This is a genomic window from Albidovulum sp., from assembly GCF_041919395.1.
In the GTDB taxonomy this organism is placed as follows: domain Bacteria; phylum Pseudomonadota; class Alphaproteobacteria; order Rhodobacterales; family Rhodobacteraceae; genus Albidovulum.
In genome coordinates, this window is the sequence record NZ_JAYRTX010000025.1 from 1 (window position 1) to 24,845 (window position 24,845).

General features: G+C 68.1%; 23 protein-coding genes and 1 tRNA gene. 10 read left to right on the forward strand and 14 right to left on the reverse strand.

The window, feature by feature from the left end:
- The 5 genes from ACMUOO_RS06290 to ACMUOO_RS06310 all read right to left on the reverse strand — a co-directional run.
- Nucleotides 1-595 (reverse strand): NAD(P)/FAD-dependent oxidoreductase (locus ACMUOO_RS06290; protein ID WP_413854946.1); only part of this gene is annotated, 595 nt, incomplete at its 3' end.
- Nucleotides 592-1,479 (reverse strand): choline/ethanolamine kinase family protein, encoded by an 888-nt coding sequence (locus ACMUOO_RS06295; protein WP_301918976.1) that lies wholly within the window; start codon nucleotides 1,477-1,479, stop codon nucleotides 592-594. The genes ACMUOO_RS06290 and ACMUOO_RS06295, both read right to left, overlap by 4 nt.
- A 70-nt stretch (nucleotides 1,480-1,549) precedes the next feature.
- Entirely contained in the window at nucleotides 1,550-3,553 is a 2,004-nt protein-coding gene (locus ACMUOO_RS06300; protein WP_301918977.1) for an ABC transporter permease, read from the reverse strand.
- A gap of 3 nt (nucleotides 3,554-3,556) precedes the next feature.
- On the reverse strand, nucleotides 3,557-4,612 hold the full coding sequence (locus tag ACMUOO_RS06305) for a quaternary amine ABC transporter ATP-binding protein (protein ID WP_301918978.1): 1,056 nt from the start codon (nucleotides 4,610-4,612) through the stop codon (nucleotides 3,557-3,559).
- 54 nt (nucleotides 4,613-4,666) lie between these two features.
- Nucleotides 4,667-5,629 carry an ABC transporter substrate-binding protein gene (locus ACMUOO_RS06310; protein ID WP_301918979.1) on the reverse strand — a complete coding sequence of 321 codons (963 nt, stop codon included), beginning with the start codon at nucleotides 5,627-5,629 and terminating at the stop codon, nucleotides 4,667-4,669.
- A gap of 219 nt (nucleotides 5,630-5,848) precedes the next feature.
- Between ACMUOO_RS06310 and ACMUOO_RS06315 the strand changes: the two genes are divergently transcribed.
- On the forward strand, nucleotides 5,849-6,604 hold the full coding sequence (locus tag ACMUOO_RS06315; protein ID WP_301918980.1) for a DeoR/GlpR family DNA-binding transcription regulator: 756 nt from the start codon (nucleotides 5,849-5,851) through the stop codon (nucleotides 6,602-6,604).
- On the opposite strand, the gene ACMUOO_RS06320 is transcribed toward ACMUOO_RS06315, so the two are convergent.
- The 4 genes from ACMUOO_RS06320 to ACMUOO_RS06335 all read right to left on the reverse strand — a co-directional run bounded on the left by ACMUOO_RS06320 (nucleotide 6,601) and on the right by ACMUOO_RS06335 (nucleotide 11,939).
- On the reverse strand, nucleotides 6,601-7,947 hold the full coding sequence (locus tag ACMUOO_RS06320) for an aspartate aminotransferase family protein (protein ID WP_413854947.1): 1,347 nt from the start codon (nucleotides 7,945-7,947) through the stop codon (nucleotides 6,601-6,603). The two genes, ACMUOO_RS06315 and ACMUOO_RS06320, sit on opposite strands and share 4 nt — an antisense overlap.
- A 64-nt stretch (nucleotides 7,948-8,011) precedes the next feature.
- Nucleotides 8,012-9,460: a phosphonoacetaldehyde dehydrogenase gene (gene phnY / locus ACMUOO_RS06325; RefSeq protein WP_413854948.1), complete on the reverse strand. Its 1,449-nt coding sequence runs from the start codon at nucleotides 9,458-9,460 to the stop codon at nucleotides 8,012-8,014.
- Nucleotides 9,461-9,470: 10 nt separating this feature from the next.
- Nucleotides 9,471-10,721, reverse strand: coding sequence for a phosphonoacetate hydrolase (gene phnA / locus ACMUOO_RS06330; RefSeq protein ID WP_301918983.1), 1,251 nt, complete (start codon nucleotides 10,719-10,721; stop codon nucleotides 9,471-9,473).
- 33 nt (nucleotides 10,722-10,754) lie between these two features.
- A complete protein-coding gene (locus ACMUOO_RS06335; protein ID WP_301918984.1) occupies nucleotides 10,755-11,939 on the reverse strand; it encodes a 2-aminoethylphosphonate--pyruvate transaminase in 1,185 nt (394 codons plus the stop codon).
- A gap of 129 nt (nucleotides 11,940-12,068) precedes the next feature.
- Between ACMUOO_RS06335 and ACMUOO_RS06340 the strand changes: the two genes are divergently transcribed.
- Together ACMUOO_RS06340 and ACMUOO_RS06345 are read left to right on the forward strand one after the other, a co-directional pair.
- Nucleotides 12,069-12,941, forward strand: coding sequence for a LysR substrate-binding domain-containing protein (locus ACMUOO_RS06340; RefSeq protein WP_301918985.1), 873 nt, complete (start codon nucleotides 12,069-12,071; stop codon nucleotides 12,939-12,941).
- 678 nt (nucleotides 12,942-13,619) lie between these two features.
- On the forward strand, nucleotides 13,620-14,036 hold the full coding sequence (locus ACMUOO_RS06345; protein WP_301918986.1) for a MarR family winged helix-turn-helix transcriptional regulator: 417 nt from the start codon (nucleotides 13,620-13,622) through the stop codon (nucleotides 14,034-14,036).
- A 291-nt stretch (nucleotides 14,037-14,327) separates the two neighbouring features.
- Here the strand turns inward: ACMUOO_RS06345 and ACMUOO_RS06350 are convergent.
- The 3 genes from ACMUOO_RS06350 to ACMUOO_RS06360 all read right to left on the reverse strand — a co-directional run bounded on the left by ACMUOO_RS06350 (nucleotide 14,328) and on the right by ACMUOO_RS06360 (nucleotide 16,433).
- Nucleotides 14,328-14,414 (reverse strand) — tRNA-Leu (locus ACMUOO_RS06350).
- A 141-nt stretch (nucleotides 14,415-14,555) separates the two neighbouring features.
- The gene (locus ACMUOO_RS06355; RefSeq protein WP_413854949.1) at nucleotides 14,556-16,031 is read right to left on the reverse strand and encodes a peptidoglycan-binding domain-containing protein; all 1,476 of its coding nucleotides are present in this window, start codon (nucleotides 16,029-16,031) and stop codon (nucleotides 14,556-14,558) included.
- A gap of 159 nt (nucleotides 16,032-16,190) precedes the next feature.
- Entirely contained in the window at nucleotides 16,191-16,433 is a 243-nt protein-coding gene (locus tag ACMUOO_RS06360) for a hypothetical protein (protein ID WP_301918988.1), read from the reverse strand.
- Between the two features lie 113 nt (nucleotides 16,434-16,546).
- On the opposite strand from ACMUOO_RS06360, the gene lipB reads away from it, so the two are divergent.
- The 5 genes from lipB to ACMUOO_RS06385 all read left to right on the forward strand — a co-directional run bounded on the left by lipB (nucleotide 16,547) and on the right by ACMUOO_RS06385 (nucleotide 21,128).
- Nucleotides 16,547-17,221, forward strand: coding sequence for a lipoyl(octanoyl) transferase LipB (gene lipB, locus ACMUOO_RS06365; protein WP_301918989.1), 675 nt, complete (start codon nucleotides 16,547-16,549; stop codon nucleotides 17,219-17,221).
- Between the two features lie 233 nt (nucleotides 17,222-17,454).
- Nucleotides 17,455-17,862, forward strand: a complete 408-nt coding sequence (locus ACMUOO_RS06370; RefSeq protein ID WP_301918990.1) for a c-type cytochrome — start codon at nucleotides 17,455-17,457, stop codon at nucleotides 17,860-17,862.
- Nucleotides 17,863-18,024: 162 nt separating this feature from the next.
- Nucleotides 18,025-19,698 (forward strand): cytochrome c oxidase subunit I, encoded by a 1,674-nt coding sequence (ctaD, locus tag ACMUOO_RS06375; RefSeq protein WP_301918991.1) that lies wholly within the window; start codon nucleotides 18,025-18,027, stop codon nucleotides 19,696-19,698.
- 275 nt (nucleotides 19,699-19,973) lie between these two features.
- Nucleotides 19,974-20,633: a hypothetical protein gene (locus ACMUOO_RS06380; protein WP_301918993.1), complete on the forward strand. Its 660-nt coding sequence runs from the start codon at nucleotides 19,974-19,976 to the stop codon at nucleotides 20,631-20,633.
- A gap of 9 nt (nucleotides 20,634-20,642) precedes the next feature.
- The gene (locus ACMUOO_RS06385; protein ID WP_301918994.1) at nucleotides 20,643-21,128 is read left to right on the forward strand and encodes a DUF2244 domain-containing protein; all 486 of its coding nucleotides are present in this window, start codon (nucleotides 20,643-20,645) and stop codon (nucleotides 21,126-21,128) included.
- Between the two features lie 58 nt (nucleotides 21,129-21,186).
- Here the strand turns inward: ACMUOO_RS06385 and efp are convergent, their stop codons facing one another.
- Nucleotides 21,187-21,753 carry an elongation factor P gene (efp, locus tag ACMUOO_RS06390; protein ID WP_301918995.1) on the reverse strand — a complete coding sequence of 189 codons (567 nt, stop codon included), beginning with the start codon at nucleotides 21,751-21,753 and terminating at the stop codon, nucleotides 21,187-21,189.
- A gap of 129 nt (nucleotides 21,754-21,882) precedes the next feature.
- On the opposite strand from efp, the gene epmA reads away from it, so the two are divergent.
- A complete protein-coding gene (gene epmA / locus ACMUOO_RS06395; protein WP_301918996.1) occupies nucleotides 21,883-22,944 on the forward strand; it encodes an EF-P lysine aminoacylase EpmA in 1,062 nt (353 codons plus the stop codon).
- Nucleotides 22,945-23,009: 65 nt separating this feature from the next.
- Here the strand turns inward: epmA and ACMUOO_RS06400 are convergent, their stop codons facing one another.
- Nucleotides 23,010-23,468, reverse strand: a complete 459-nt coding sequence (locus ACMUOO_RS06400; RefSeq protein ID WP_301918997.1) for a GatB/YqeY domain-containing protein — start codon at nucleotides 23,466-23,468, stop codon at nucleotides 23,010-23,012.
- Between the two features lie 180 nt (nucleotides 23,469-23,648).
- On the opposite strand from ACMUOO_RS06400, the gene carA reads away from it, so the two are divergent.
- Entirely contained in the window at nucleotides 23,649-24,815 is a 1,167-nt protein-coding gene (gene carA / locus ACMUOO_RS06405; protein ID WP_301918998.1) for a glutamine-hydrolyzing carbamoyl-phosphate synthase small subunit, read from the forward strand.
- The last annotated feature ends 30 nt before the right edge of the window (nucleotides 24,816-24,845 follow it).

Here is a 24,845-nt window from a genome sequence, read left to right on the forward strand (position 1 = left end):
CGCAGGCGATCTCGCCTTGCGTGGTCTTCACGCTCACGATCCGGTTGCCCGCCATGCCGAAGCCCGTCACCCGCACGCCCTCGACTATCCGCGCGCCATGCATCCGCGCGCCCTTGGCGAGGCTCTGCGTGATGTCCGAGGGCGATGCCTGCCCGTCGGTCGGCAGCCAGCTTGCGCCGACAAGGTCGCCGACCTCCATCAGCGGCCACATGCGCTTGACCTCATCCGGCGAAATGAGGTGCATCTCCATCCCGAAGGACCGCGCCGTCGTGGCGAGCCGCCGGTATTCGGTCCAGCGGTCCGCGTTCGTGGCCAGCCGCAGGCAGCCGGTCATCTTCCAGCCGGTCTCAAGGCCCGTCTCCGCCGCCAGCCCCTTGTAAAGCTCGACCGAGTATTTCAGCACCCGGGTGATCGAGGCGGAACTTCTGAGTTGCCCCACCAGCCCGGCCGCGTGCCAGGTCGAGCCGGAGGTGAGCCGCCCCTGCTCCAAGAGCACCACCTCGGCCTTGTGGTCGCGGGCAAGGTGATAGGCCGTGGAACAGCCGATGATGCCGCCGCCGATGACGACGATGCGGGCGTGGGCAGGCAGGGTCATGTCGCGATCTTTCCGTGAAGGGACTGGTAGCGGCCGAGCGCGAGATCGAGCCGGCCGAGATAGTCGCGCGCATGGGCGTCGTAATCGGCTCCCGGCGCGGCAAGGAAGATCTCCGACACCATCGCCCACATCGCCTCGCGCGCGAGGCTCGCGCACTGCATCGCGTCGAAGGCGCGGGCCGTGGCGGCGTCGGGCGCCTGCCCGAAATAGGCGGAAAGCAGCGCCCCGGCCTCGTCTGCGTCCATCCCCGCATTCGAGGCCGCCCCGGCGAGATCGAACATCGCCGTCCCGAAGCCCGCATATTCGTAGTCGATGAGCCAGAGCCGCCCATCCGCATCTTCAAGGAAATTCGCCGGCAGAAGGTCGTGATGGCCGTAGACGATGGGCAGCGACACCTGCGCCGCCTCCATCGCCTCGGCGACGGCGACGAGACGCGGCAGATCGCCCGCGAAACGGCTGCCCCCGGCCTTCAGGGTCCGCGCATAGTCACGGATCACGTGGAAGACCCAGAATATCCCCCCCGGCCCGGACACCTCGCGCGGCATCTTCGCGTGAAACTCCCGCAGATAGCGCCCGACGCGGCCCGGATCGGCGCGCACGTCCGCCTCGCCCCAGGTCCGCGCCGCCAGGAAGGCCGAGACCATCACCCCCGGCGCGGCATACTCCACCTCGGGCGCGAAGCCGCAGGCATGCGCGGCCCGCGCCGCCATCACCTCGCTCGCGCGGCTGACATGGTGACACGGAAAATCCGCGCCGAAGCGCACCACATGCGCGCCCGCGGCGTCCGTCACCTTCCAGCTTTCGTTCGACAGCCCCCCGGTCAGCGGCTCTGCCGAAACCGCGCCGCGCCAGCACGGCAGCGCGCGAAGACGATCGATCGTCATGGCCCTGCCTTTTCATTGTGGCGGCAAATACTCCCGCCGGAGGCTCCCGCACTCTGCCCTGGCGCGACACTCATGTGCTGCTCCCCCCAAGCCCGAGCCGCCCCCGCGCCGCCTGCGCGCCGGCATGGATCAGCCGGTCGGCGACGATGGCGATGAAGGCGACGGCGAGGCCCGCCACCAGCCCGCGCCCCGGATCGGCCTTGGTCAGCGCGATATAGACCTCCTGCCCCAGATCGCGGGTGCCGACGAGTGCCGTGATGACCAGCATCGACAGCGCGAACATGATCGTCTGGTTGAGGCCGAGCAGGATCTCCGGCAGTGCCAGTTTCAGCCGGATGCGGGTGAGGATCTGCGCTTCCGAACAGCCCATCGCGCGCCCGGCCTCGATCAGGCGCGGATCGACGCCCTTCAGGCCGAGGACGGTGTAGCGGATCGCGGGCGCAACCGCGAAGGCGACGATGGCGATCATCGCGGTGAAGTCGCCGACGCGGAAGAGCATCACCGCGGGCATCAGGTAGACGAAGGAGGGCAGCGTCTGCAACGTGTCGATGATGACCCGCACCCAGGACCAGAGCCGGTCGCTGTTCGCCGCAAGCACGCCGATGGGCAGCCCGATCAGCATGGCGATGGCGACCGAGATGCCGCAGAGATAGACGGTGATCATCGCCTTCTCCCACTGCCCGGTCGCCGCGATCAGCGTGACGAGCGCCGCGATCAGAAGGCCAAGCCGCCAGCCCCCCGAGCGCCAGCCGGCGAAGGCAAGGAGGGCTGCGACGCCCAGCCACGGCAGGCCGGCGAGGAAGCGCTTGAACGGCACCAGCAGGTTAAGGAGAAAGAAGTTCTTCACCGCCTCGAGCGTGTCGAAGAAGTTGACGTTGATCCATTCAACCACACGGCTCCAGAACGTACCGGTCGAAAGCTGCCACGCCTGCGGATAGCTCTGCACCCACGGGATGACGAACCCGATCGCCGCGGCCGCCGCGATCGTCACCAGCGACGCGACCAGATAGGGATGCCGCGCCAGCGGCCCGCCCCGCAATGGCGCGCCGCGCCCGCGCACGGCGACCGCCTGGCTCAGCCGGTCGAGCGCGACGGCGAGCGCCACGATGGCAAAGCCCGCCTCGAGCCCCGCGCCGAAGTCGAGACGCCTGAGGGCCGCGAGCACATCGAAGCCAAGCCCGCCCGCGCCGATCATCGAGGCGATGATGACCATGTTCAGCGACAGCATGATGACCTGGTTGACGCCCACCATCAGCGCCTCGCGCGCGGAAGGAACCATCACCCGCCAGAGCATCTGGCGCCGTGTGCAGCCGACCATGCGGCCAAGATCGCTCAGCTCCGGCGGCACGCGATGCAGCGCCAGTTCGGTGACCCGCGTCATCGGCGGCATGGCGTAGATCAGGGTCGCCACCACCGCCGCCGTCGGGCCGAAGCCGAAGAGAAAGAGGATCGGCACCAGATAGGCGAAGACCGGGATCGTCTGCATCAGGTCGAGCACCGGCCGGATCGCGCGGGAAAACCAGAGATGCCGCCAGGCAAGGACTCCGAGCGCCATCCCGCCGGCCACGCCCAAAGGCACCGCGACGAGGATCGAGGCGAGCGTCACCATCGCGCTTTGCCACTGGCCGAAGACGGCGATGAAGAGGAAGCAGGCGGCGACCAGCAGGGCAAGCCCGCGCCCCCCGGCCCAGAGGCCGAGAAGCGCGAAGGACACGATCACCGCGACCCATGACAGCGGCGGGGTGATCTCGACCGCCGTGCTCCCCTCGCCCCGCAGGAAGCCGGTGGAGAGAAGCGACAGTACGATCCGGTAGGGCGCGTCGATCACGCCCGCGACGAAGCGGGTGAGTTCCTGGAAGGTGAACAGCCCGAAGGTCGCGTCGTTCAGGAGCCATCTGGTGAAGGCGGTGATCCACCGCGCCGCCGGGATCGTCCAGCCCTTCGGCCAGTCGAAGGCCCAGGGCGCGGCCGGCGCCCCCCACAGCCAGAGCGCCGCGCAGGGCAGCAGGACGAGGCCCCAGCCCGCCCAACGGGGCAGTCCGCGCGGTCCGGGAATGGCGGTGGCATCGGCCAAGTCTCAGCCCCCCATGAGAAGCCGGGTGACATCGTCGCGCCGCAGATGGCCGATCACGCGGCCCGCCGCGTCCGTCACCGCGACCACGGCCGCGCCGCCCAGAAACAGGCGCGCCGCATCCGCGATCACCGTCCGCGCCGCGACGGTGCCCGCCGCCTCGCCCTCTGCCGCGACCATCACGCTGTCCGCGCGCACCACCTTCGCCTTCGGCACCGCCTGGGTGAATTCGCGGACGTAATCGGTGGCCGGGTTCATCACCAGCTCCTCCGGCGTGCCCTGCTGCACGATGGCGCCGTCCTTCATGATGGCGATGCGGTCGGCGAGCCTTATCGCCTCGTCGAAATCGTGGGTGATGAAGACGATGGTCTTGCGCAGCACCGATTGCAGGCGGATGAATTCGTCCTGCATCTCGCGCCGGATCAGGGGATCGAGGGCCGAGAAGGGTTCGTCGAGGAACCACAGTTCCGGCTCCACCGCGAGCGAGCGCGCGATGCCGACCCGCTGCTGCTGGCCGCCCGAGAGCTGGCGCGGATAGGCGTCCTCGCGCCCGCCAAGGCCGACGAGCGCGATCATCTGGCGCGCCCGCTCCTCCCGCGCCGCCCGCGCGACGCCCTGCACCTCCAGCGGGAAGGCGACGTTGCCCAGAACCGTCAGATGCGGCAGGAGCGCGAAATGCTGGAAGACCATGCCCATCCTGTGGCGCCTTATCTCCACCATCTCGCGGTCCGAGGCCGCCAGCAGATTCTGTCCGTTGAACAGGATCTCCCCCGCCGTCGGCTCGATCAGCCGCGACATCAGGCGGACGAGCGTCGATTTCCCCGACCCCGACAACCCCATGATGACGAAGATCTCGCCCTGCCGAACCGACAGGCTGACATCGCGCACCGCCGGCACCAGTCCCGCCGCCGCGATCGCTTCCACCGTCGCCCCGGACCCGAGGCTTCGCAGGACCTCCCCGGCGCGCGCCCCGAACAGCTTCCAGACACCGCGGCATTCCAGCGTGATCTTGTCCGCAGAAGCGCCGACGGCACCACGAACGGCAGCAGGACTTTCAGTCATCGTGGCTTCCGGAAAGTTGGGGCCGGACCGCAAACACGCGATCCGGCCGGTCCGTCACTGGCCGATCCAGGGCTTCCAGCGGCCCTCGTTGGCGGCGATCCAGGCATCGGTGACCTCCTCCACCGTCTTGCCGTTCAGATCGACCTCGGTGATCATCTGGCCCATCTCGTCATTGTCGATGGTGAAGGCCTTGATCGCCTCGTAAGCCCCCGGCCACTTGTCCTTCACCCCCGCCCAGCCGACCTTCCAGATCTCGCCGAAAGGCTTGCCGCAGTCATAGGCCATGTCGGGGTTCGAGCCCCAGGCGGGGTCATTGTAGCATTCGGGCGTGTATTCCGGGAATTCCACCCATTCGCCCTTGTACTTCGCCGGTGCCCAGTGCGGCGCATAGATCCAGAGCATGATCGGCGCCTGGCGCTGATAGGCGCTTTCCAGCTCCGCGAAAAGCGCGGCATCGGTGCCGGCGTGGATTACCTCGAAGGGCAGGTCGAGCGCCTCGACCCGTTCATCATCGAACCCGCCCCAGGTCACCGGCCCGCCCAGGTAGCGCCCCTTCGGCGCCGTCTCGGCGGTCGAGAACGCCTCGGCGCAGGCCGGGTCCTTCAAGGCCTCCCAGTTCGGCAGGCCGGGGCATTTCTCCTTCATGTATTCGGGATACCACCACTCTTCCTTGGCCTTCATGCCTGTGGGGCCGAAATTCTCGACCTTGCCGGTCGCGGTCGCGGCATCCATCGCCTCGCGCCCCGTCGTCTCCCACATCTCCATCGCCACATCGAGATCGCCGGTCTCGAGGCCCGCGAACTGCGCGAGGTAGTCGGCCTGCACATATTCGACGTTGTTGCCCGCCTTCTGCAGGATCTTGCCCATCAGCTGCGTGGTGATGAGCTGGCCGGTCCAGTCGTGCAGCGTCAGCTTGATCGGGTCGGCCGAATCCTGCGCTCCCGCACTGCCGGCCGCCGCCAGCGCGAGTGCCGACATTGTGAGCCCTCGGATCAGAATTCCGGTCGTTTTTGACATGGTGAACCCCCTGTTCATGCCGGCCGGGCCGGTCTGTCGAACGCCGATCCGTCCGCGTGCGCCGCGCCCGGTCCCGTTCCTTTCCACAGCCTGAGCCGAGGAGCCCGATTCCGTCAACCGGGTCATGTGGCCTTTTGTGATTATTTTGCCCGTATCGTGCCCGATTATTGCGGCCCGGAGCGTTCCCGCCTAAGATTGCCGCAGCCTGCGGAGCGCCGGATGCTGTCCAAACGTCACGCCGACATCCTCGACATCCTTGAAGCCGAAGGTTCGGCGACGATCTCCGCGCTCGCGGGCCGGCTCGGGGTCTCGCTCGAAACCGTGCGGCGTGACGTGAAGCCGCTTACCGAAGCGGGCCGGGTCCTGCGCATCCACGGCGCCGTGGGACTGGCGGGCCGCATTGGCGAGGCGCCGTTCGAAAAGCGGATGCGCGAGAATGCCGGGCCCAAGCGCACCATCGCCCGCGCGGTCGCGGCGACGATCCGGGACGGGGAATCGGTGATGCTCGACACCGGCACGACGACGAGCTTCGTCGCCCGCGAACTGATGAACCACCGGCGCCTGACGGTCGTCACCAATTCCTCCGACATCGCCCGCACGCTGGCCACGGTGAACGGCAACCGCGTCTACATGGCCGGGGGCGAGCTCAGGTCCGACTCGGGCGCGGCCTTTGGAAAGTCGGCGCTCGACTTCATCGCGCAGTTCGCGGTCCACCATGCCATCATCTCGGCCGGGGCGGTCGACGAGGGCGGCGTGATGGACTACGCGCTGGAAGAGGCGGAGTTTGCCCGGCTCGTGCTCTCGCGCGGCGAGCGCCGGGTCGTGGTAACCGATCACACGAAGTTCGGGCGCCGCGGCCTCATATCGGTGGCGGGCTGGGACGAGGTGGGCGAGATCGTCACTGACCGCCCCCCCGATGCCGCCATCTCCAGGAGCCTTTCGGCAGCCGGCGCGAGGCTCACGCTCGCGCCCTAGCCGGCCTCGGCGCGGACCGCTTCCACGACGATGGAGAGCGCGCGGTCGAGGTCCTCGCGCCCGATGACGAGGGGCGGCGACAACGTCAGCACGGCGCCGGCGCTGATCTTGAAGCTGAGGCCGGCGTCGAGGCAGCGATAGTAGATCCGTTCGGCGGCGGCCCTCGCGGGAGCCCGGGTTTCCCGGTCCGCCACGATCTCGACCCCGAACATGAGGCCCCGCCCCCGGATGTCGCCGACGATCCCGACGCCGTCGAGTGCCTCGGCCAACCGGGCAAGCGCCCGCTGCCCGAGTTCGGCCGCCCGGTCTGCCAGCCCCTCCTCGGCGATCACGGCCAGCGTTTCCAGCGCCGCCCGCGCCGTCACAGGGTTCTTCTCGTGCGTGTAGTGCCCGATGGCGTAGTCGCCGGCCACGTCGAGGTCGCGGCGCGCGACCACCGCCGCGATGGGCAGGATGCCGCCGCCCAGCGCCTTGCCGAGCGTCACCATGTCGGGCACCACACCGTCATGCTCGAAGGCGAACATGCGGCCCGTCTTGCCAAGGCCGGTCGGGATTTCGTCGAAGATCAGCAGCGCCCCGTGCCGCCGGCAGGCCTCCGCCACCGCGCGCCAGTAGCCGGGAGGCGGCACGACCGGCACTGCCCGCATCGGCTCCGCGATCACCGCGGCCACGTCGCCCTCGCGTTCGAGCACGTAGTCCACCATCCGTGCGCAGGCCAGCCCGCAGGACGCAGGCCCCGGATGGCCATAGGCGCAGCGGGTGCAGTTGAAGGGCGCGACATGCTCCGCCCCGGGCAGGAGCGGCCCGGCGATCCCGGATCGGAACGTCGCCTCGCCGCCGACCGAGGCAGCGCCGAACCCCGCGCCATGGAACGCGTCCCAGAAGCTCAGCGTCTTGAACCGCCCCGTCGCCGCGCGGGCAAGCCTCAGCGCCACCTCGTTCGCGTCCGAGCCCCCGGTGGTGAAGAGCACCTTCGAAAGATCGCCGGGCGCAATCGCACCGAGCGCCTCGGCAAGCCGCACCGCCACCTCGTTGGTGAAGCGCCGGGGAGAGAAGCTCAGGTCGTCCAGCTGCGCCTTGATCGCCGCCACCACCCGGGGATGGCCATAGCCGAGGTGATGGACCGAGTTGCCATGGAAATCCATGTAGCGGCGCCCCGCTGTGTCCTCGATCCAGATGCCCTCGGCCCTGGCGATGGTCGAGACACAGGGCGAGGACAGCGACTGGTGGAGGAACGCCTCCGCGTCGCGCGCCAGAAGGTCGCGCGTCGCCGCATCCGGATGCCGCGCCGTCCAGGCCCGGCGCGCGTCGGACGTGTTGGACTCGCCCTCCGTGTGGGTCATCCCGCCTTGCGTCTTCATCTTGCCCCGAATACCTCCGCCGGAGGCTCCCGAAACCGCCACGCGCTCACCGCGGCCAGGGAAGCGAATAGGTCTTCACGTTGGTGAAGAACTTCATCGCCTCCGTCACGCCTTCCTTCACCCCGTTCCCGGAATCCTTGATCCCGCCGAAGGGCGAGGTCTCGATCCGGTAGCCGGGCTGTTCCCAGATGTTCACCGTGCCGACGTCGAGCCCCTCGATATAGGCCTGCATCCGGCGGAAGTCGTTGGTGCAGACGCCCGAGGACAGGCCGAAGGGCGTGCCGTTCGAAATCCGCATCACCTCGGCGTCGTCGTCGGGCACCCGGACGACGGGGACGATCGGCCCGAACGTTTCCTCCATCACCAGTTCGCTGTCATGGGGCACATGATCGACGACGATGGGGGGCAGCAGCGCCCCCTTGCGGCCGGGGTCATAGAGCACCTTCGCCCCCTGCTCCGCCGCCATGTAGACGCGCCTTTCGAAAAGCTCCGCCGCCTTCGCGCTGATGACGCAGCCAAGCTCGGTCGCGGGGTCCATCGGGTCGCCGAACCTCAGCGCCTTTGCCTTCGCCAGCAGCATCGGCACGAAGCGGTCCGCCACGCTTTCCTGCACGAGGATGCGCTTGATCGCCGTGCAGCGCTGGCCGGAATTGCCGGTGGCGCCCGCGACCGCAATCGCCGCCGCCTTCTCGAGGTCCACATCATCGAGATCGTTCAGCACGATCAGGGGATCGTTGCCGCCCAGTTCCAGCGCCTGCCGCTTGTAGACCGCCTTCGCCGCGATCATCTTGCCGACCGGCACGCCCCCGGTGAAGGTGATGATGTCGATATTCGGGTTGGTAATCATCTCCTCGCCGATATCCTGCGGCCAGCCGGTCACCACCTGGAACATTTCAGGGGGTAGCCCGGCCTCGTACAGGATATCGGCGAGGGTCAGCGCCGTGAGCGGCGTCAGTTCGGTCGGCTTCACCACCATGCAGTTGTTCGTGGCGATGGAGGGCGCGACCTTGTGGCTGACCATGTTGAGGGGATGGTTGAAGGGCGTGATCGCCGAGATCGACCGGACCGGCTCGCGCTTGGTGTATATTTTCCGGTCCTTGCCGTTGTGCGTGAGGTCGCAGGAGAATATCTGCCCGTCGTCCTGCAAGGCCTGGGCGGCGGCGAAGGTATAGACATCCTGCGCGCGCCTGGTCTCGTAGACCGCGTGCTGCCACGAGATGCCCAATTCCAGCACCAGCCATTTCGCCAGATAGTCCCGCCGCGCGCCGATCAGTTCGCCCGCCCGCTTCAGGATCTGGCTGCGCTCGTAGCGGGTCAGCCGGGACCGGTAGCCGGCGGCAATCTCGAACGCGCGGCGGGCGTGCTCGGCGGTCCCCGCCGGGACGGTGCCCACGAGTTCGCCCGTATAGGGATAGCGGACCTCGATCACCCGGTCGGTGAAGACCTTTTCTCCGCCGATCCGCATGGCTTCGTGACGGACCTCGATCGTCATCATCGCCACCCCCTCAGACCGCCGCCGCCGTGCAGGCGTAGAGGAAGGCGTCGAAGTTCCTCAGGACCGGCGCCCCCGGCAGGTCGATCACCCGGTTGACGATGAAGGGCACTTCCTGCTCGGTCAGCCCGCCGTGGGAGCGCAGCGGCTCCTTCAGCGCGGCAAGGTCGTGGCGGTGGGCCGAGGTGCCGATGGTCATGTTCTCGCCCGAGATCATGACGATGTCGCCGATCCGGTCGGCCGGAAGCTCGAACCGCCGCACCGCCTCCTCCCGGTCCAGGACCAGGATGATTTCCGGCCGCGCGGCGAGCCGCGCCATGATCGCGGCCCGGTCCTCCCCCTCCGGAAGATAGGCCGTCGCGAAGGAGCCGAGCGCGCCGTGGTGGACGACGTAAGGATCGGTGATCGGCAGGATCACCCGCGCAGCGCCCTTGCCGAGCCAGTCGTCGAGCAGGTCCTGCACATAGATCACCGCCGGACTGCCGTCGGCCAGATGCTTCGGCTTCATGCCGTGGTCGGCGGTGACGACGATGGCGGCGCCCAGTTCGTCCAGTTCGGCCAGATAGCGGTCGAACATCGCGTAGAAGTCCTTCGCTCCCTGCTGGTCGGGCGCATACTTGTGCTGGATGTAGTCGGTCGTCGACAGATACATCACGTCCGGCTTCCACTCGCGCAGAAGCTTCACCCCGGCGGCGAAGACAAACTCCGAAAGGTCCGCCGAATAGACCTCGGGCACCGGCATGCCGAGCCACCTCGACGCATTGGCGATCCCATGCTCGGCCTTGGTCGTGGTGCCCGACTTCTCGGACGAGAAGGCGATGGCCCGGTCTTCGTCGAACCTCAGCCCGGCACCCAGAAGCGCCCTGAGCTTGTCCTTCGCCGTGACCACCGCGACCCGCGCGCCGGCCTCGTAGAATTTCGCGAAGACGGTCGGCGCGCGCAGGAAACGCACGTCGTTCATCATCACCTCCTGCCCCGTCTCCGGCTCGTAAAGGTAGTTGCCGCAGATGCCGTGGACGGCGGGCGGGCGGCCGGTGGCGATGGAGAGGTTGTTTGGGTTGGTGAAGGAGGGGATGACCGAATGCGCGATCCGGTCGGTCCCCGCCTCGCGCATCCGCTTCAGTGTCGGCATCAGCCCCTCGGCGATGGCGACGTCGAGATAGGCGGGCTCGCAGCCATCAAGGCAGATCGCCACGGCGGGCACCTTCGGCCAGGGATAGGCACGGCCGTTCGCCGTCACGGGGGCGCGGGTCTGCAGGTTCATCTCGGGTCCTTCCGTCACTATTCGGCAGCCGCGTCAGGCGGCCAGTTTCGCGCGTTCGGCCAGCGCCGCCTCGGGAGGAGCGGCGGAGGTCACACCCATCTCGACGAGCGCCTCTCCGGCCGCCGCGACCACCTTCCGCATCACATGATCGTCCATCCTTCCGATGCAGCCAATGCGGAAACTGTCCACCACTGTCAGCTTGCCGGGATAGATGATGAAACCCTTGGCCTTCATCCTTTCGTAGAAATCCGCAAAGACGAATTTCGGATCGGCCGGGCAGAAGAAGGTGACGATGATCGGGGACAGCCAGCGGTCCTTCAAAAGCGTCTCGAAGCCGAGACCGCGCATCCCCGCCACCATCACGTCGCGGTTTCGGGCATAGCGCGCGCCCCGACCTGCAACGCCGCCTTCCGCCGCATGCAGGCGCAGCGCCTCAAGGAAGGCGGCGACGACATGGGTGGGCGGCGTGTAGCGCCACTGGCCGGTCTTCTCCATGTAGGCCCACTGGGCATGGAGGTCGAGCGCGAGCGAGTGGCTGTTGCCCTTGCAGGCCTCGAGTTCGGACCTGCGCGCGACGACGAAGCCGAAGCCCGGCACCCCCTCGATGCACTTGTTGGCCGAGGAGACCATCGCCTCGTAGCGGATATCGGTCACGTCGAGCGGCAGCGCGCCGAAGGCCGACATGGAATCGATGAGAAGCTTGCGGCCCCGGGAATAGACGGCCTCGGAGATTTCCGCGACCGGATTGAGTATGCCGGAGGAGGTTTCGCAATGGATCGCGATCACATGGCTGATCGCCGGGTCGGCATCGAGTGCGGCGGCGACCTCGTCCCCGCGGGGCGGCATGTAGTCGCCCTTGTCGATGAGCGTGTGCGCGCGGCCAAGATAGCGCATCGTCTCGGCCGCGCGGAGCCCGTAGGCGCCGTTGGCCAGCACCAGAACCTTGCCGCCCTTCGGCACGAAGGTTCCCAGCATGGCCTCCACGCAGAAGGAGCCGGAACCCTGCATCGGCACACAGGTGAAGTCGCCTTTCCGGTCCCCGGCAAGCGCCACGATCTGGTCGCGGAGCGATTTCGTCATGGCGCGGAAGTCGGCATCCCACGACCCCCAGTCGCGCAGCATCGCCTCCTTCACCTCGAAGGCCGTGGTCAGCGGCCCCGGCGTCAGCAGATAGGGCTCACCGAGCCTCGGGGCGGGAAAGGGGGCGGCGCTGGACATGGGCGGTCTCCGGTTCGGTCGGCCTCGCGCCCGCTGTCTCATGCGCGTCACCATCTGTAAAATCGTTATTTTAGATTGATCCATAAATTTCTCTCGTATAGAGCCGTGACAGATCGGCGGGGGCATCCCATGCGCTACGTCCAGCTTCGCGCCTTTCACAACGTCGCCCTCCACGGCGGCTTTTCCCGCGCGGCGGAAGAACTGCACCTCACCCAGCCGGCGATCTCCGACCAGGTGCGCAAGCTCGAAGAGGAATACGATGTCCTCCTCTTCAACCGCCTGAAGAAGCGCGTGACGCTGACCCCGCAGGGCGAGCGGCTCCTGGAGATCACCCTCAGGCTTTTCGACAGCGAGGCGCAGGCACTGGAACTCCTGTCGGAGTCCCGCGCGCTCCGCTCCGGGACGCTCCGGATCGTCGCCGACAGCGCGCATCACCTCCTCCACATCCTCGCCCGCTTCCGCGACCGCCACCCCGGCGTGCGCATCACCGTGACGGCGGGAAACACCGAAACCGTGCTCGCCGCGCTCCACGCCTACGAAGCCGACATCGGCGTCCTCGGCGACCTGCCCGAGGCGCGCGACATCGAGGCGCTAGCGCTCGGCGCCACGCCGATCACCGCCTTCGTCGCGCGCGCGCATCCGCTCGCCGCGCGGGACGCGCTCCGCCTTTCCGACCTTCCCGGCCTGCCCCTCGTGCTGCGCGAGGAGGGCTCGAAGACCCGCCGCAAGCTCGAGGAGGCGGCAGCAGCGGAAGGGATCGCCCTGAGCCCTGCCATCACCGCCGAGGGCCGCGAGGCGGTGCGCGAGATCGTCGCCTCGGGCGCCGGCGTGGGCTTCGTCTCCCAGGCCGAATTCGGTGCCGACGCGCGGCTCGTGGCCATCCCGATCGCCGGTGCCCCGGCGCTGATGATGGAAGAGGCGCTCGTCTGCCTGCGCGACCGGCGGGCCGCGAAACTCGTCGCCGCCTTCTTCGAGGTCGCCCGCGCGATGCCGCTTGCCTGACGCAAGCGCAAAGGGTGCGAAAAACACCTGCCTGCCAATGGTTTCCGGGGAAAATCCGGGGATCGCGACCAGCCGTCCGAGGCTCCCATGGCCGACGCAGCCCCCAGCGGCTGAGCGAACCTCGTCATCCGCAACGTCGGCCAGATTCTCTCCAACCGCATCGAGGAAGCGCTGATCGACTTCGACGGCGTCATCTGCGAGGTCGGCCGCACCGCCGAAAACCGCCTCGGCGCGGGCGCCCGAGGCGCGCCCACGTCATCCTGACCCGCCGCGCGACCTCGTCGCGAAAATCTCCGACGCGGCGGACCGGCGACAGCCTCAGTCGCCGACCGGGTGGCCGGGTCTCGCGCCCGTCTCGGGCTGGCCAGTCGCGGGTTGGCCAGTCGCGGGTTGGCCAGTCGCGGGTTGGCCAGTCGCGGGCTGGCCAATCGCGGGCTGGCCATGCGGTCAGCCGGCAGGGAGCACCGCCATCCCGCCCCGGTCCGTCTTCGCCGCCCGGCGCATTGGCGCCTCTGTCGCTTTGCCGGGTCGGGTCCGGCTTTCCTGCACCAGGATTGCGCGGCGCATCTTGTATGCCGTCGAACAATCTCCACCCGCGGTCCGACCCCATCGCTCGGCGCTTGCCATCGGGACCGAAGCGGATAGATTTCACCCAGAGGGCGAGGGAGGCGGATGCCCGTGACGGACGAGAGACCCTACCGGCTTGAAGACCAGATCGGCTTCAAGCTGCGGCTCGCCAACCAGCGGCATCTCGAGATCTTCGCCGCCGAAATGCCCGAGATAACGCCGCGCCAGTTCGCCGTCCTCGCGAAGCTCGGCGAAGAGGGGACGCTGTCGCAGAACCACCTCGGGCGGCTCGTGGCGATGGACGCCGCGACGACGAAGGGCGTGGTGGAGCGGCTCTTGCGGAAGGGTCTGATCGAGGCCCTGCCCTCCCCCACCGACCGGCGGCGGGTGGAGATTTCGCTGACGGCCGCGGGTCGGGCATTCCTCGACCGGGCACGGCCCGTGGCCGCGCGCATTTCCGACCGCACGGCAAGGAAGCTCAGTGCACGCGAACTCGACCGGCTCCTGGCACTTCTCGACAAGCTGTGAGCGAAGGCAGACGGCGCGGTTCAGAGGCGCCGGATATCCGGGGGGCCTGACCCGGACGGGGACAAGCCTGGACGGATGTATCAGCCCCGCGGGCACTGCCCGGCACCATATGCATTCGCCTGCGCGACGATCACATGCCGCGACCTGTCCAATGGGAAGGCAAGACAATGTGGTGGCAGCGCGACTTCGACGACGTCATCGCGGCCCTGGGACACGGAGTGGCGTCTGGCTGGCGGATCACGAGTCAGCGCCGGAAATCCGCAAGTGATGTCACATGTCCGAAGGATGAGATGGTGCGGTTGAGAAGACTCGAACTTCCACGGGGGTTAGCCCACAGCGACCTCAACGCTGCGCGTCTACCAATTCCGCCACAACCGCACCGGGCCTGGGAACGTGCGCCCCCGGGCGAGGTGGGCGTTACTTAGCCAAAGCCTCGAAAGATGTGAAGGGGGGTTTTTCGGCGGCGCGAAAAAAATGACGGGCGCGCCGGAGCGCGCCCGCGAAGGAGATGCCGGTCCGTCAGTTGCGGAACAGCAGGAACGGTAACCGCGCGGCAAGGGGCAGCGCATCGACCTGGTCGGCCGTGAGCGCGGCCGGGGTGGGCGCGACGGTGCCGGCAGGGGCATCCTGCGCCGGCACGGCGGCCGCCTCCTCGACCGGCGCCTCGGTCACCACGGGGGCCGCAAAGGACGGAAGCGTCGCGGGAACCGCCTCGGGCACGGCCGCCTGGTCGGCGCGGCCCGCGATCGTGTAGGCGGCCTTGCGGACGAGTTGCATCCGCTCCGGCTGACCCGGCGAGAAGGGCACGGCGCCGGTCTGCTCGGCCGCCTTCAGCGCCATGTCGTACCAGTCGAAGGCAAGGTCGGTGCGGGTCGTCGCGCCGAAGCCCTGACTGAGGTGGTGTCCGAGAAGCTCGCCATAGGCGCCCTCGCCCAGCCCCGCGAGGATGAGGTTGGAGGCGAGCGCCACGTTCATGTCGTCCTGGGCATAGCCGACGGAGAGGCAGATCTTCGCCGTGGCGGCGAGCTGCGCTGGCGGCATCCCCGTCGAGAGTGCAAAGGCACGCACGTCCTCGAGCACTTTGGCGGCCGGCTCGAAGGACAGCGCCGCGACCTGCGCCTGCATTGCCGGCCCGAAGCCTGCACATTGCTGGCGGATCACCTCGGGAGTCGCACCGGGCACGCGGGCCGCCATCTCCTCGCCCTCGGCGATGGTGAAGGCGCGCACGAGGCAGAACTGCTCGCCGAGCGCCGCCATCGGGTCGGTCATCGTGGCCACCGTCGTGTATCCGCCGGCGGAAGAAGCCATGAGCCCCACCCGGTTGCACTGCGAGGCAAGCGATGCGGCGGTGGTAGCGCCGCCAAGGAAGGTCGGCAGACCCGGCGCGGGGGCAGCGGCCTCGGGGGTGACGGCTGCGGTCACCGGGGCGGCCGGCTCGACCGTCGTGGCCGGCGCCACGGGGGCGACCGGAGCGACCGCCATCTGGCCCTGCGGCACAACACCTGCGGCCTCGTCGCGCCAGGTCACCAGAAGCCCGCGCATGCCCATCGGGTTCGCGGCCGCCTGCTGCATCGTCATCGCGCCCCCCGCCACGGCCCGGTGATAGGACCCGACAAGGTGGTTCCGTTCGTATTCTGTCAGTTGCCCCGTCGCGGGATAGCCGAGCATCGCCTGATAGTCGGAGATCGCGGCACGCGAGTTGCGGCCGAGCACACCGTCGGGAGACCCCACCGGATAACCGAAGTAGTTCAGCGCCACCTGCACCTCGCGGTTGGCCTCGCGCTGCACCGTGGTCATGCCGGAACTGGTGGACTTGCGCACGACCGTCTGCCGCTTCTTCTGCGATTCGTTGACGATCGCGCCGCCAATGATCCCGCCGATCAGGCCGCCGACAATCGCGTCACCCGCGTCGGCATGGGCCGGGGCCGGAAGCCCCGCCGACCCCACTGCCAGGGACGCGGCAACGCCGAGCGCCATGAATTGTTTCGATTTCATCCCAAATCTCCCTATCCTGTCCGAATTTATCGGCGGGCCGTCAGGAACGGCCCGCGGAATCCTGTTGAAATGCTGGCAAAGTGTCGCTCTCAGGACTGAGTCTGACAACCGGTGTTTTCCGGCGGGCGGAACATTTCAGGTGCGGACGGGGACGGCGCCTTAACGGCCGTAGGACCCACGGTTCATCTGCGCGACCGGCACCACCTTGGGGGTGTGCTTGGGCGTCGGCTTGCGTGCCGAATGGATGGGCACGTAAGGATGCCCTGCCACCTTCATCGTGGGATAGAGCGCCCGGTTCATCTGCGCCTGCGGCTCGGCGCGGGCGGTCTGGGCGGCCATGATCGCGGATGCGAGGAGAAGGCCGAGGGTCAATGCGACGGCGGATGCCGAAAGCTTCAGCATGGATGCCTCCAATGAGTCTGGGTCAAAAATCCCCGTGAAACCTACGGGGGAAGCGATTAATGAGGCGATGATGCGCCTGGGCGGGCGGTCGCGCCAGTCGGGTATTCCTGCCCTTGCGGCGAAGGAGGACCGGAAGCGGCATGGTGGAATGGAGGACGAGCGAGGGCCTCGTGCCCTATGAGGCGGCGCTGTCCTTCATGGAGGCGCGGGTGGCTGATATCGCGGCCGGCCGCGCGGATGAGATGGTCTGGCTACTCGAACATCCGCCGCTCTACACCGCCGGAACCTCTGCCCGGGCAGAGGACCTGACCGAACCCGGCCGTTTCCCGGTCTACGCGGCGGGCCGGGGCGGGCAATATACCTACCACGGGCCGGGCCAGCGCGTGGCCTATGTCATGCTCGACCTCAACCGGCGCGGCCGCGACGTGCGCGCCTATGTGCGCAAGCTCGAGGACTGGATCATCGCCGCCTTGGCGGAGTTCAACGTGAAGGGCGAGATCCGGCCCGACCGCGTGGGCGTCTGGGTCGTACGCCCGGACAAGCCTGCCGCGACGGACGGAGCCCTGCGCGAAGACAAGATCGCCGCCATCGGCGTCAAGCTGCGCCGATGGGTGAGCTTCCATGGCATCGCCATCAATGTGGAGCCGGACCTGAGCCACTTCGACGGCATCGTGCCCTGCGGCATCCGCGAGCACGGAGTGACGAGTCTCGTCGACCTCGGGCTGCCCGTCACGATCGCCGACCTGGACCTCGCGCTGAAGGCGAATTTCCCGCGCGTCTTCGCGTAAGAGGCAGGGTGGCCAGGCGTTTCGCACCTCGCGCCCCAACGCGCCATTGCAGAGAAGGTCGGGATAGACCACCCTTGCCGTGTCAGGATTCGGCAAGGAAGCGCAGACCAAGTCGACGCCTGCCGCATGACTTGACTTGCGTCAAGTCGGAGGCCACCTCCTCATGTTAGCAGCGCGCAAGCCTGCGTCCGGCCAGACGAGACCTGCAGAGCAACGACACAGAAGGACCGATGATGAAAACCAAGCTGATCGCGATCGCCGCCGCCCTTGCCCTGGCCGGCCCCGCGTTTGCCGAGGGCGATGCCGCCAAGGGCGAATCCGAATTCAAGAAGTGCAAGGCCTGCCACGCCATCGTGGCCGACGACGGCACCGAGATCGTCAAGGGCGGCAAGACCGGCCCGAATCTCTACGGCGTCATCGGCCGCGCGGTCGCCTCGGTGCCCGACTTCAAGTATGGCGACGGCATTCTCGCCGTCGGCGCCACGGGCATGGTCTGGGACGAGGCGCTGCTGGCCGAGTACGTGGTGGACCCGACCGCATTCGTCGATACCCACGGCGGTTCGGGCAAGTCGAAGATGACGTTCAAGCTCGCCAAGGGCGGCGAGGATATTGCGGCCTATCTGGCCTCGGTCGCCAAGTAAGCGACCGCACCGGCGATCCTGCGGCGCGCGATGATTTTTCGCGCGCCGTCACATATTTCGGTCATTGCCCATCCCGTTTCGGCCCTCTATTACGATTTCGTAGCCTTGCCCGGAGTGCGGCCTGCCGCAGACCCGGGCCTCGCAGCGAAATGGGAGAACAGCATGGCCGACGCAGCCGTACATGGCCACGGCGAACATGACCGCCCCGGGTTCTTCACCCGGTGGTTCATGTCGACCAACCACAAGGACATCGGGATCCTCTACCTGTTCACGGCCGCCGTCGTCGGCCTGATCTCGGTCATCTTCACCGTGTACATGCGGATGGAGCTGATGGAGCCCGGCGTGCAGTACATGTGCCTTGAGGGCGCGCGCTTCATCGCCGATCCGGCGGCCGAATGCACCCCGAACGGCCATCTGTGGAATGTGATGATCACGTATCACGGCGTGCTGATGATGTTCTTCGTGGTCATCCCTGCGCTCTTCGGCGGCTTCGGCAACTATTTCATGCCCTTGCACATCGGCGCCCCGGACATGGCCTTCCCGCGGATGAACAACCTTTCCTTCTGGATGTTCGTCGCGGGCGTGTCGCTCGGCGTCGCCTCGCTGCTTGCTCCGGGCGGCGACGACCAGGCCGGGTCGGGCGTGGGCTGGGTGCTCTATCCGCCGCTCTCCACCAACGAGGCCGGCTGGTCGATGGACCTCGCGATCTTCGCGGTCCACGTCTCGGGCGCGTCGTCGATCCTCGGCGCGATCAACATGATCACGACCTTCCTGAACATGCGCGCGCCGGGCATGACGCTGCACAAGGTACCTCTCTTCGCGTGGTCGATCTTCGTCACCGCCTGGATGATCCTGCTGTCGCTGCCCGTTCTGGCGGGCGCCATCACCATGCTGCTGACCGACCGCAACTTCGGCACGACCTTCTTCCAGCCCCAGGGAGGCGGCGACCCGATCCTCTACCAGCATATCCTGTGGTTCTTCGGGCACCCGGAAGTCTACATCATCATCGTTCCGGGCTTCGGCATCATCAGCCACGTCATCGCCACCTTCTCGAAGAAGCCGATCTTCGGCTACCTCCCGATGGTCTATGCGATGGTGGCGATCGGGGTTCTCGGCTTCATCGTCTGGGCCCATCACATGTACACCGTCGGCATGTCGCTGACCCAGCAGTCCTACTTCATGCTCGCCACCATGGTGATCGCGGTGCCCACCGGCATCAAGGTCTTCTCCTGGATCGCGACGATGTGGGGCGGCTCGATCGAGTTCAAGACGCCGATGCTCTGGGCCTTCGGCTTCCTCTTCCTCTTCACCATCGGCGGCGTGACCGGCGTCGTGCTCTCCCAGGCGCCGGTGGACCGGGTCTATCACGACACCTACTATGTCGTGGCGCACTTCCACTACGTCATGTCGCTCGGCGCGGTCTTCGCCATCTTCGCGGGCGTCTACTTCTGGATCGGCAAGATGAGCGGACGCCAGTACCCGGAATGGGCGGGCAAGCTGCACTTCTGGATGATGTTCATCGGCGCAAACCTCACGTTCTTCCCGCAGCACTTCCTTGGCCGCCAGGGAATGCCGCGCCGCTACATCGACTATCCGGAAGCCTTCGCCTACTGGAACTGGGTCTCGTCGATGGGCGCCTTCCTGTCCTTCGCCTCGTTCCTCTTCTTCATCGGGATCGTGTTCTACACGCTGCGCTACGGCAAGCGCGTGACCGAAGCGAACTACTGGAACCCCTACGCCGACACGCTGGAGTGGACCCTGCCCTCGCCGCCGCCGGAGCACACGTTCGAGACGCTCCCGAAGCGGAGCGACTGGGACCACGGCCACGCGCACTGAACGGATGACATGGAGGACGGCCCCGGAGCGATCCGGGGCCGTCGTCGTTTCGGCGGGACTGAGAAGATGCGGCGGGTCCTCGGTCTGGCCCTTGTACTCCTCCTCGCCGTCACGGGTTATGTGGCGATAACGGAATATCTCCTCGCGCGGGCCGCCTCGGGAATCCTGACCGTCGGGCCGCGGGCCGCGGCGCTTGCGACGACGCAGACGCTGGCCGTGCCGTCTATGTCCACGGCATCGCCGGGGCGCGCGAGGATGGCTACCGGCAGCTATCGATGCTGCACGCCGCCGGCTGGTCGGTATTGCTGATCAGCTACCGCAATGACGCCGGTGCCCCGTCCGCGCCCGAGGGGAGCCACACCTTCGGGCTCATCGAATGGCCCGATCTGGAGGCCGCGGTCGCGCGGGTCGCGCCGGGACCGGACGGCCCTGGTGTGCCCGTGGTGGCCGAGTCCATGGGCGGCGCCATCCTCGGTCAGTTCCTGGCGCGAAGCGACCTCGCTCCGCGGGTGGCCGCAGTCGCGCTCGACAGCCGGGCGATCCGCTTCCGGGCGGCGATCGAACATCCCGCAGAGGCGAGCGGCCGCCCCCTGCCCGGCCCTTTGGCCTGGGTCGCCGGGCGCCTGTTGCCCCGGATGACCGGCCTGCCCATTGGCGAGGCCGAGGTTGCCGAGGTCTACGCGCGATTTGCCGGACCGCTCTTCGTCGCCCATGGCTCGGGCGACCGGACCGTGCCCATCGCCCCCTCCCGGGCGCTTTCGGCAGCCCGGCAGGGGCCCGACCGCGACCTTCTGGACCGGCGCCGACCACCTCGGCTCCTGCGCGGAGGACCCCGGCTGATGCCGTGCCACATTCGCCGGCTTCCTCGCCGATCTCGGGCGTCACTCCTGAGCTCTGGCGTCCCGGCGTGTTCCCTTCCCCGTCCGCTCCGGTAGTATCCGCCCATGCCCTACGAATGGCTTCCCCATGACGGCCCCGAACGGCGGCTCCGGCTCTGGCCCTACCGCTCGCTCTCGGCGCGCGGGTTCGTCTGGTTCGTCGGCGGCACCGCTGTCCTGATCTCGGCGCCCCTGTTCGCGGTCCTCGGCACGCGGGTTCTCTGGGGCCTCCTGCCCTTCCTCGCAGCGGCGGTCGCGGGCATCTGGTGGGCGCTCGCGCGGAGCTGGCGCGACGGCGAGCTGACCGAGGTGCTGACACTCGCCCCCGGGCGCATGACGCTGGTACGCCGCGCCCCCGACGGGGCGGAGCAGAGGTGGGAGGCAAATCCCTACTGGGTCGCCGTGCGCCTCTACCCGACCGGAGGCACGGTGCCGCAATACCTGACGCTGAAGGGCGAGGGTCGCGAGGTGGAGCTCGGCGCCTTTCTCAGCGAGGCCGAGCGGGTGGCGCTGGCGGACGAGGTGCGGGACGCCCTCGCGGCGCTCCGCTGAGACGCCGCCAGGGTTGCTTGACCGCTTGGCGGGGCGGCCCCTGGGCCGCCGGGCCCGATCAGTCCTTGGCGCGTTCGACGTAGCTCAGGTCTTCGGTGTTCACGATGATGCGGGTGCCGGCGCCGATGTGCGGCGGCACCATCACCCTCAGCCCGATGTCGGTCATGGCGGGCTTGTAGGACGAGGACGCCGTCTGCCCCTTCACCACCGGCTCGGTCTCGGTGATCTCGACGGTCACTTTCTGCGGCAGTTCGATCGCGATGGCGACGCCGTTGTGGACCTGGAGGTGGACGCGCGTGCCCTCCTTCAGGAAGGCCCTGCCGTCGCCCACGACATCGGGAGAGACGGTGACCTGCTCGTAGCTCACGGGTTCCATGAAGTGGAATCCCTCGCCATCCTCGTAGAGGTAGTCGTATTCGCGCTCGTCGACATGGGCGCGTTCCACCTGTTCGGTAGTGCGCCACCGCTCCGACACCTTCACCCCGTCCGAGATGCGCCGCATGTCCACCTGCGTGACCGGCGTGCCCTTGCCGGGGTGGAAGTTCTGGGCGGTCAGGACGACATAGAGCTTGCCGTCGAGTTCGACGACATTGCCCTTGCGCAGGCTCGAGGCGATGACTTTCACGGGCGTTCCTCTCCGGGTATTCTTCGGGGCATTCCTTGCGGTTCCGCCGCGGCATGGCTATCACGCGCGGGCCCCGGCGCCCCGCGCCTAGCGCATCCCAACCGAAATATCCAGACGAAAGCCGACGCGATGACCAGAGCGCCCTTTCCCGGCCCTGCCCCGAGCCCCTGGTGGTCCCCCGACCGCCATGTCGACCGGCGGCCACTCCTTCTGGCGCGCAACCGTATCCAGACGGCGATCCGCGGCTGGCTGGCCCGCGAGGGCTTCGTCGAGGTCGATCCGGCGGCACTTGCCGTCAGCCCCGGCAACGAGGTGCATCTTCACGCCTTCGCCACCGATGCCATCGGCAACGATGGCTCGGCGCGGCGGATGTACCTGCATACGAGCCCCGAGTTCGCGATGAAGAAGCTCCTCGCCGCCGGCGAGACACGGATCGCGGCCTTTGCCCATGTCTGGCGCAACCGCGAACGCGGGGTGCTCCACAGCCCCGAGTTCACCATGCTCGAATGGTATCGCGCGGGCGAGGATTACACCGTGCTGGTCGAGGATTGCGAGGCAATCCTCGCGCTCGCCGCGCAGGGCGCCGGGGCGGAGGTGCTGCGCTTCCGCGACCGCACCTGCGACCCCTTCGCGCCGCCCGAAAGGCTGTCGGTCGCAGAGGCCTTCGCGCGGCACGCGAGGATAGACCTCATGGCGACGATCGGCCCCCGGGGCGAGACCGACGCCGCAGCACTTGGCGCCGCACTCGACGCGGAAGGGATCCGGCGCGCGGCCGACGACACATGGTCGGACATGCTGGCGCGGGTGCTGGTGGAGCGCGTGGAGCCCCGGCTCGGCCTCGGAAGGCCCACCGTGCTCGACCGCTATCCCGCCGCCGAGGCCGCGCTGGCGCGCCCGGCGGCGGACGACCCGCGCGTGGCGGAGCGGTTCGAGCTTTATGCCTGCGGGGTGGAGCTTGCCAACGGCTTCGGCGAACTGACCGACCCCGCGGAACAGCGCCGGCGCTTCGCGCTCGAGATGGAGGAGAAGGCGCGCCGCTACGGCGAGCGCTATCCCCTTGACGAGGGCTTTCTCGACGCGCTCGCGCTTGTGCCGCCCGCCGCGGGCATCGCGCTCGGCTTCGACCGGCTGGTCATGCTCGCCACCGGCGCGCCGCGGCTCGACGAGGTGCTCTGGACCCCGGTGCCCTGAACCTGTGCGCCCGCTCAGCTCACTCGCCCTGCTCACTCGCACCGGGCACCCGCCGCAGCCCGTGCTCAGGCGAGTGCGTCCTTCACCATCGGCCCCACGGCGCCGAAATCCATCTGGCCGGTGTATTTCGCCTTCAGCGCCGCCATGACCTTGCCCATGTCACGGATCGACGTCGCACCGGTCTCAGCGATGGCCGCCCGGATCGCCGCGCCGGTTTCCTCGGCATCGAGCTGGCGCGGCAGGAAATCCTCGATCACCTTGATCTCCGCCAGTTCCTTCTCGGCCAGTTCGAGTCGCCCGCCCTCTTCGTAGGCGCGGGCGGATTCCTGGCGCTGCTTCACCATGCGGCCGAGAATGGCGAGCACTTCGGCATCGCCCACGGTGGCGTCGCCGCCCTCGCCCCTCAGGGCGATGTCCTTGTCCTTGATCGCGGCATTGATGAGCCGCAAGGTCGAAAGCCGGGCGGCGTCCTTGGATTTCATCGCATCCTTCAGCGCCGCGCCGATCCGTTCGCGCATGTCCATCGGGTCTCCATCCCCTGAGCTTCCGAAGCACCCAACATAGCCGCAAGCGGGCCTGGGCACAACTGCCCCGTCTTCGACTAACCCGTTGAAATCGTTGCGTAAGCCAAAAGCCCCGTTGCCTCTTGACCAACCCCGGCCGTGCCCTTAGGTTCCGCGGGATTTGTGACCCGGGGAGTCGCCATGCCCAATACCCCCATGCGTTCGGACAGACCCACGGCCTGCCTGGCTCTGGCCGACGGAACGCTCTTCTACGGCAAGGGCTTCGGCGCGGCGGGCGAGACCGTGGCGGAACTGGTCTTCAACACTGCGATGACCGGCTATCAGGAAATCATGACCGACCCGTCCTATGCAGGGCAGGTCGTCACCTTCACCTTCCCCCATGTCGGCAACGTCGGCGTGACGCCCGATGACGACGAGGCGGCCGAGCCCGTCGCTGCGGGTATCGTGGTGAAGTGGGACCCGACCGAACCCTCGAACTGGCGCGCGGCCGAGCCGCTCGTGGACTGGCTCGCCCGGCGCGGCCGGATCGGCATCGGCGGCGTCGACACGCGGCGGCTGACCCGCGCCATCCGCCAGCAGGGCGCGCCGCATGTGGCCCTCGCCCATGATCCGGAAGGCAATTTCGACATCGGCGCCCTCGTCGCCAGGGCGCGGGCCTGGTCCGGGCTCGTCGGGCTCGATCTGGCCAAGGACGTCACCTGCGCCCAGAGCTACCGCTGGGACGAGACCCGCTGGGCCTGGCCCAAGGGCTACGGCAAGCGCACCGGCGCAGGCTTCAAGGTCGTCGCGCTCGACTACGGCGCCAAGCGCAACATCCTGCGCTGCCTCGCCTCTGTCGGCTGCGACGTCACCGTCCTGCCCGCCACCGCGACGGCCGAGGAGGTGCTGGCGCACGAGCCCGAGGGCGTCTTCCTCTCCAACGGCCCCGGCGATCCGGCGGCGACCGGGGAGTATGCCGTGCCAATGATCCGGGGCGTGATGGCGAAGGGCCTGCCCGTCTTCGGCATCTGCCTTGGCCACCAGATGCTCGCGCTGGCGCTTGGCGCGAAGACGATCAAGATGAACCACGGTCACCACGGCGCCAATCACCCCGTGAAGGATCTGGAAACCGGGAAGGTGGAGATCACCTCGATGAACCACGGCTTCACCGTGGACAGCCAGACCCTGCCGGCCGGCGTGAAGGAGACGCATGTCTCGCTCTTCGACGGGTCGAACTGCGGCATCAGGGTGGAGGGTGCTCCGGTCTTTTCCGTCCAGTACCACCCCGAGGCGAGCCCGGGGCCCCAGGACAGCTTCTATCTCTTCGAGCGCTTCGCCGAGGCGATGCGCGCGCGGCGCGCGGGCTGATCGCCAGGCTCCGTCGATGGGTCCGGCGCG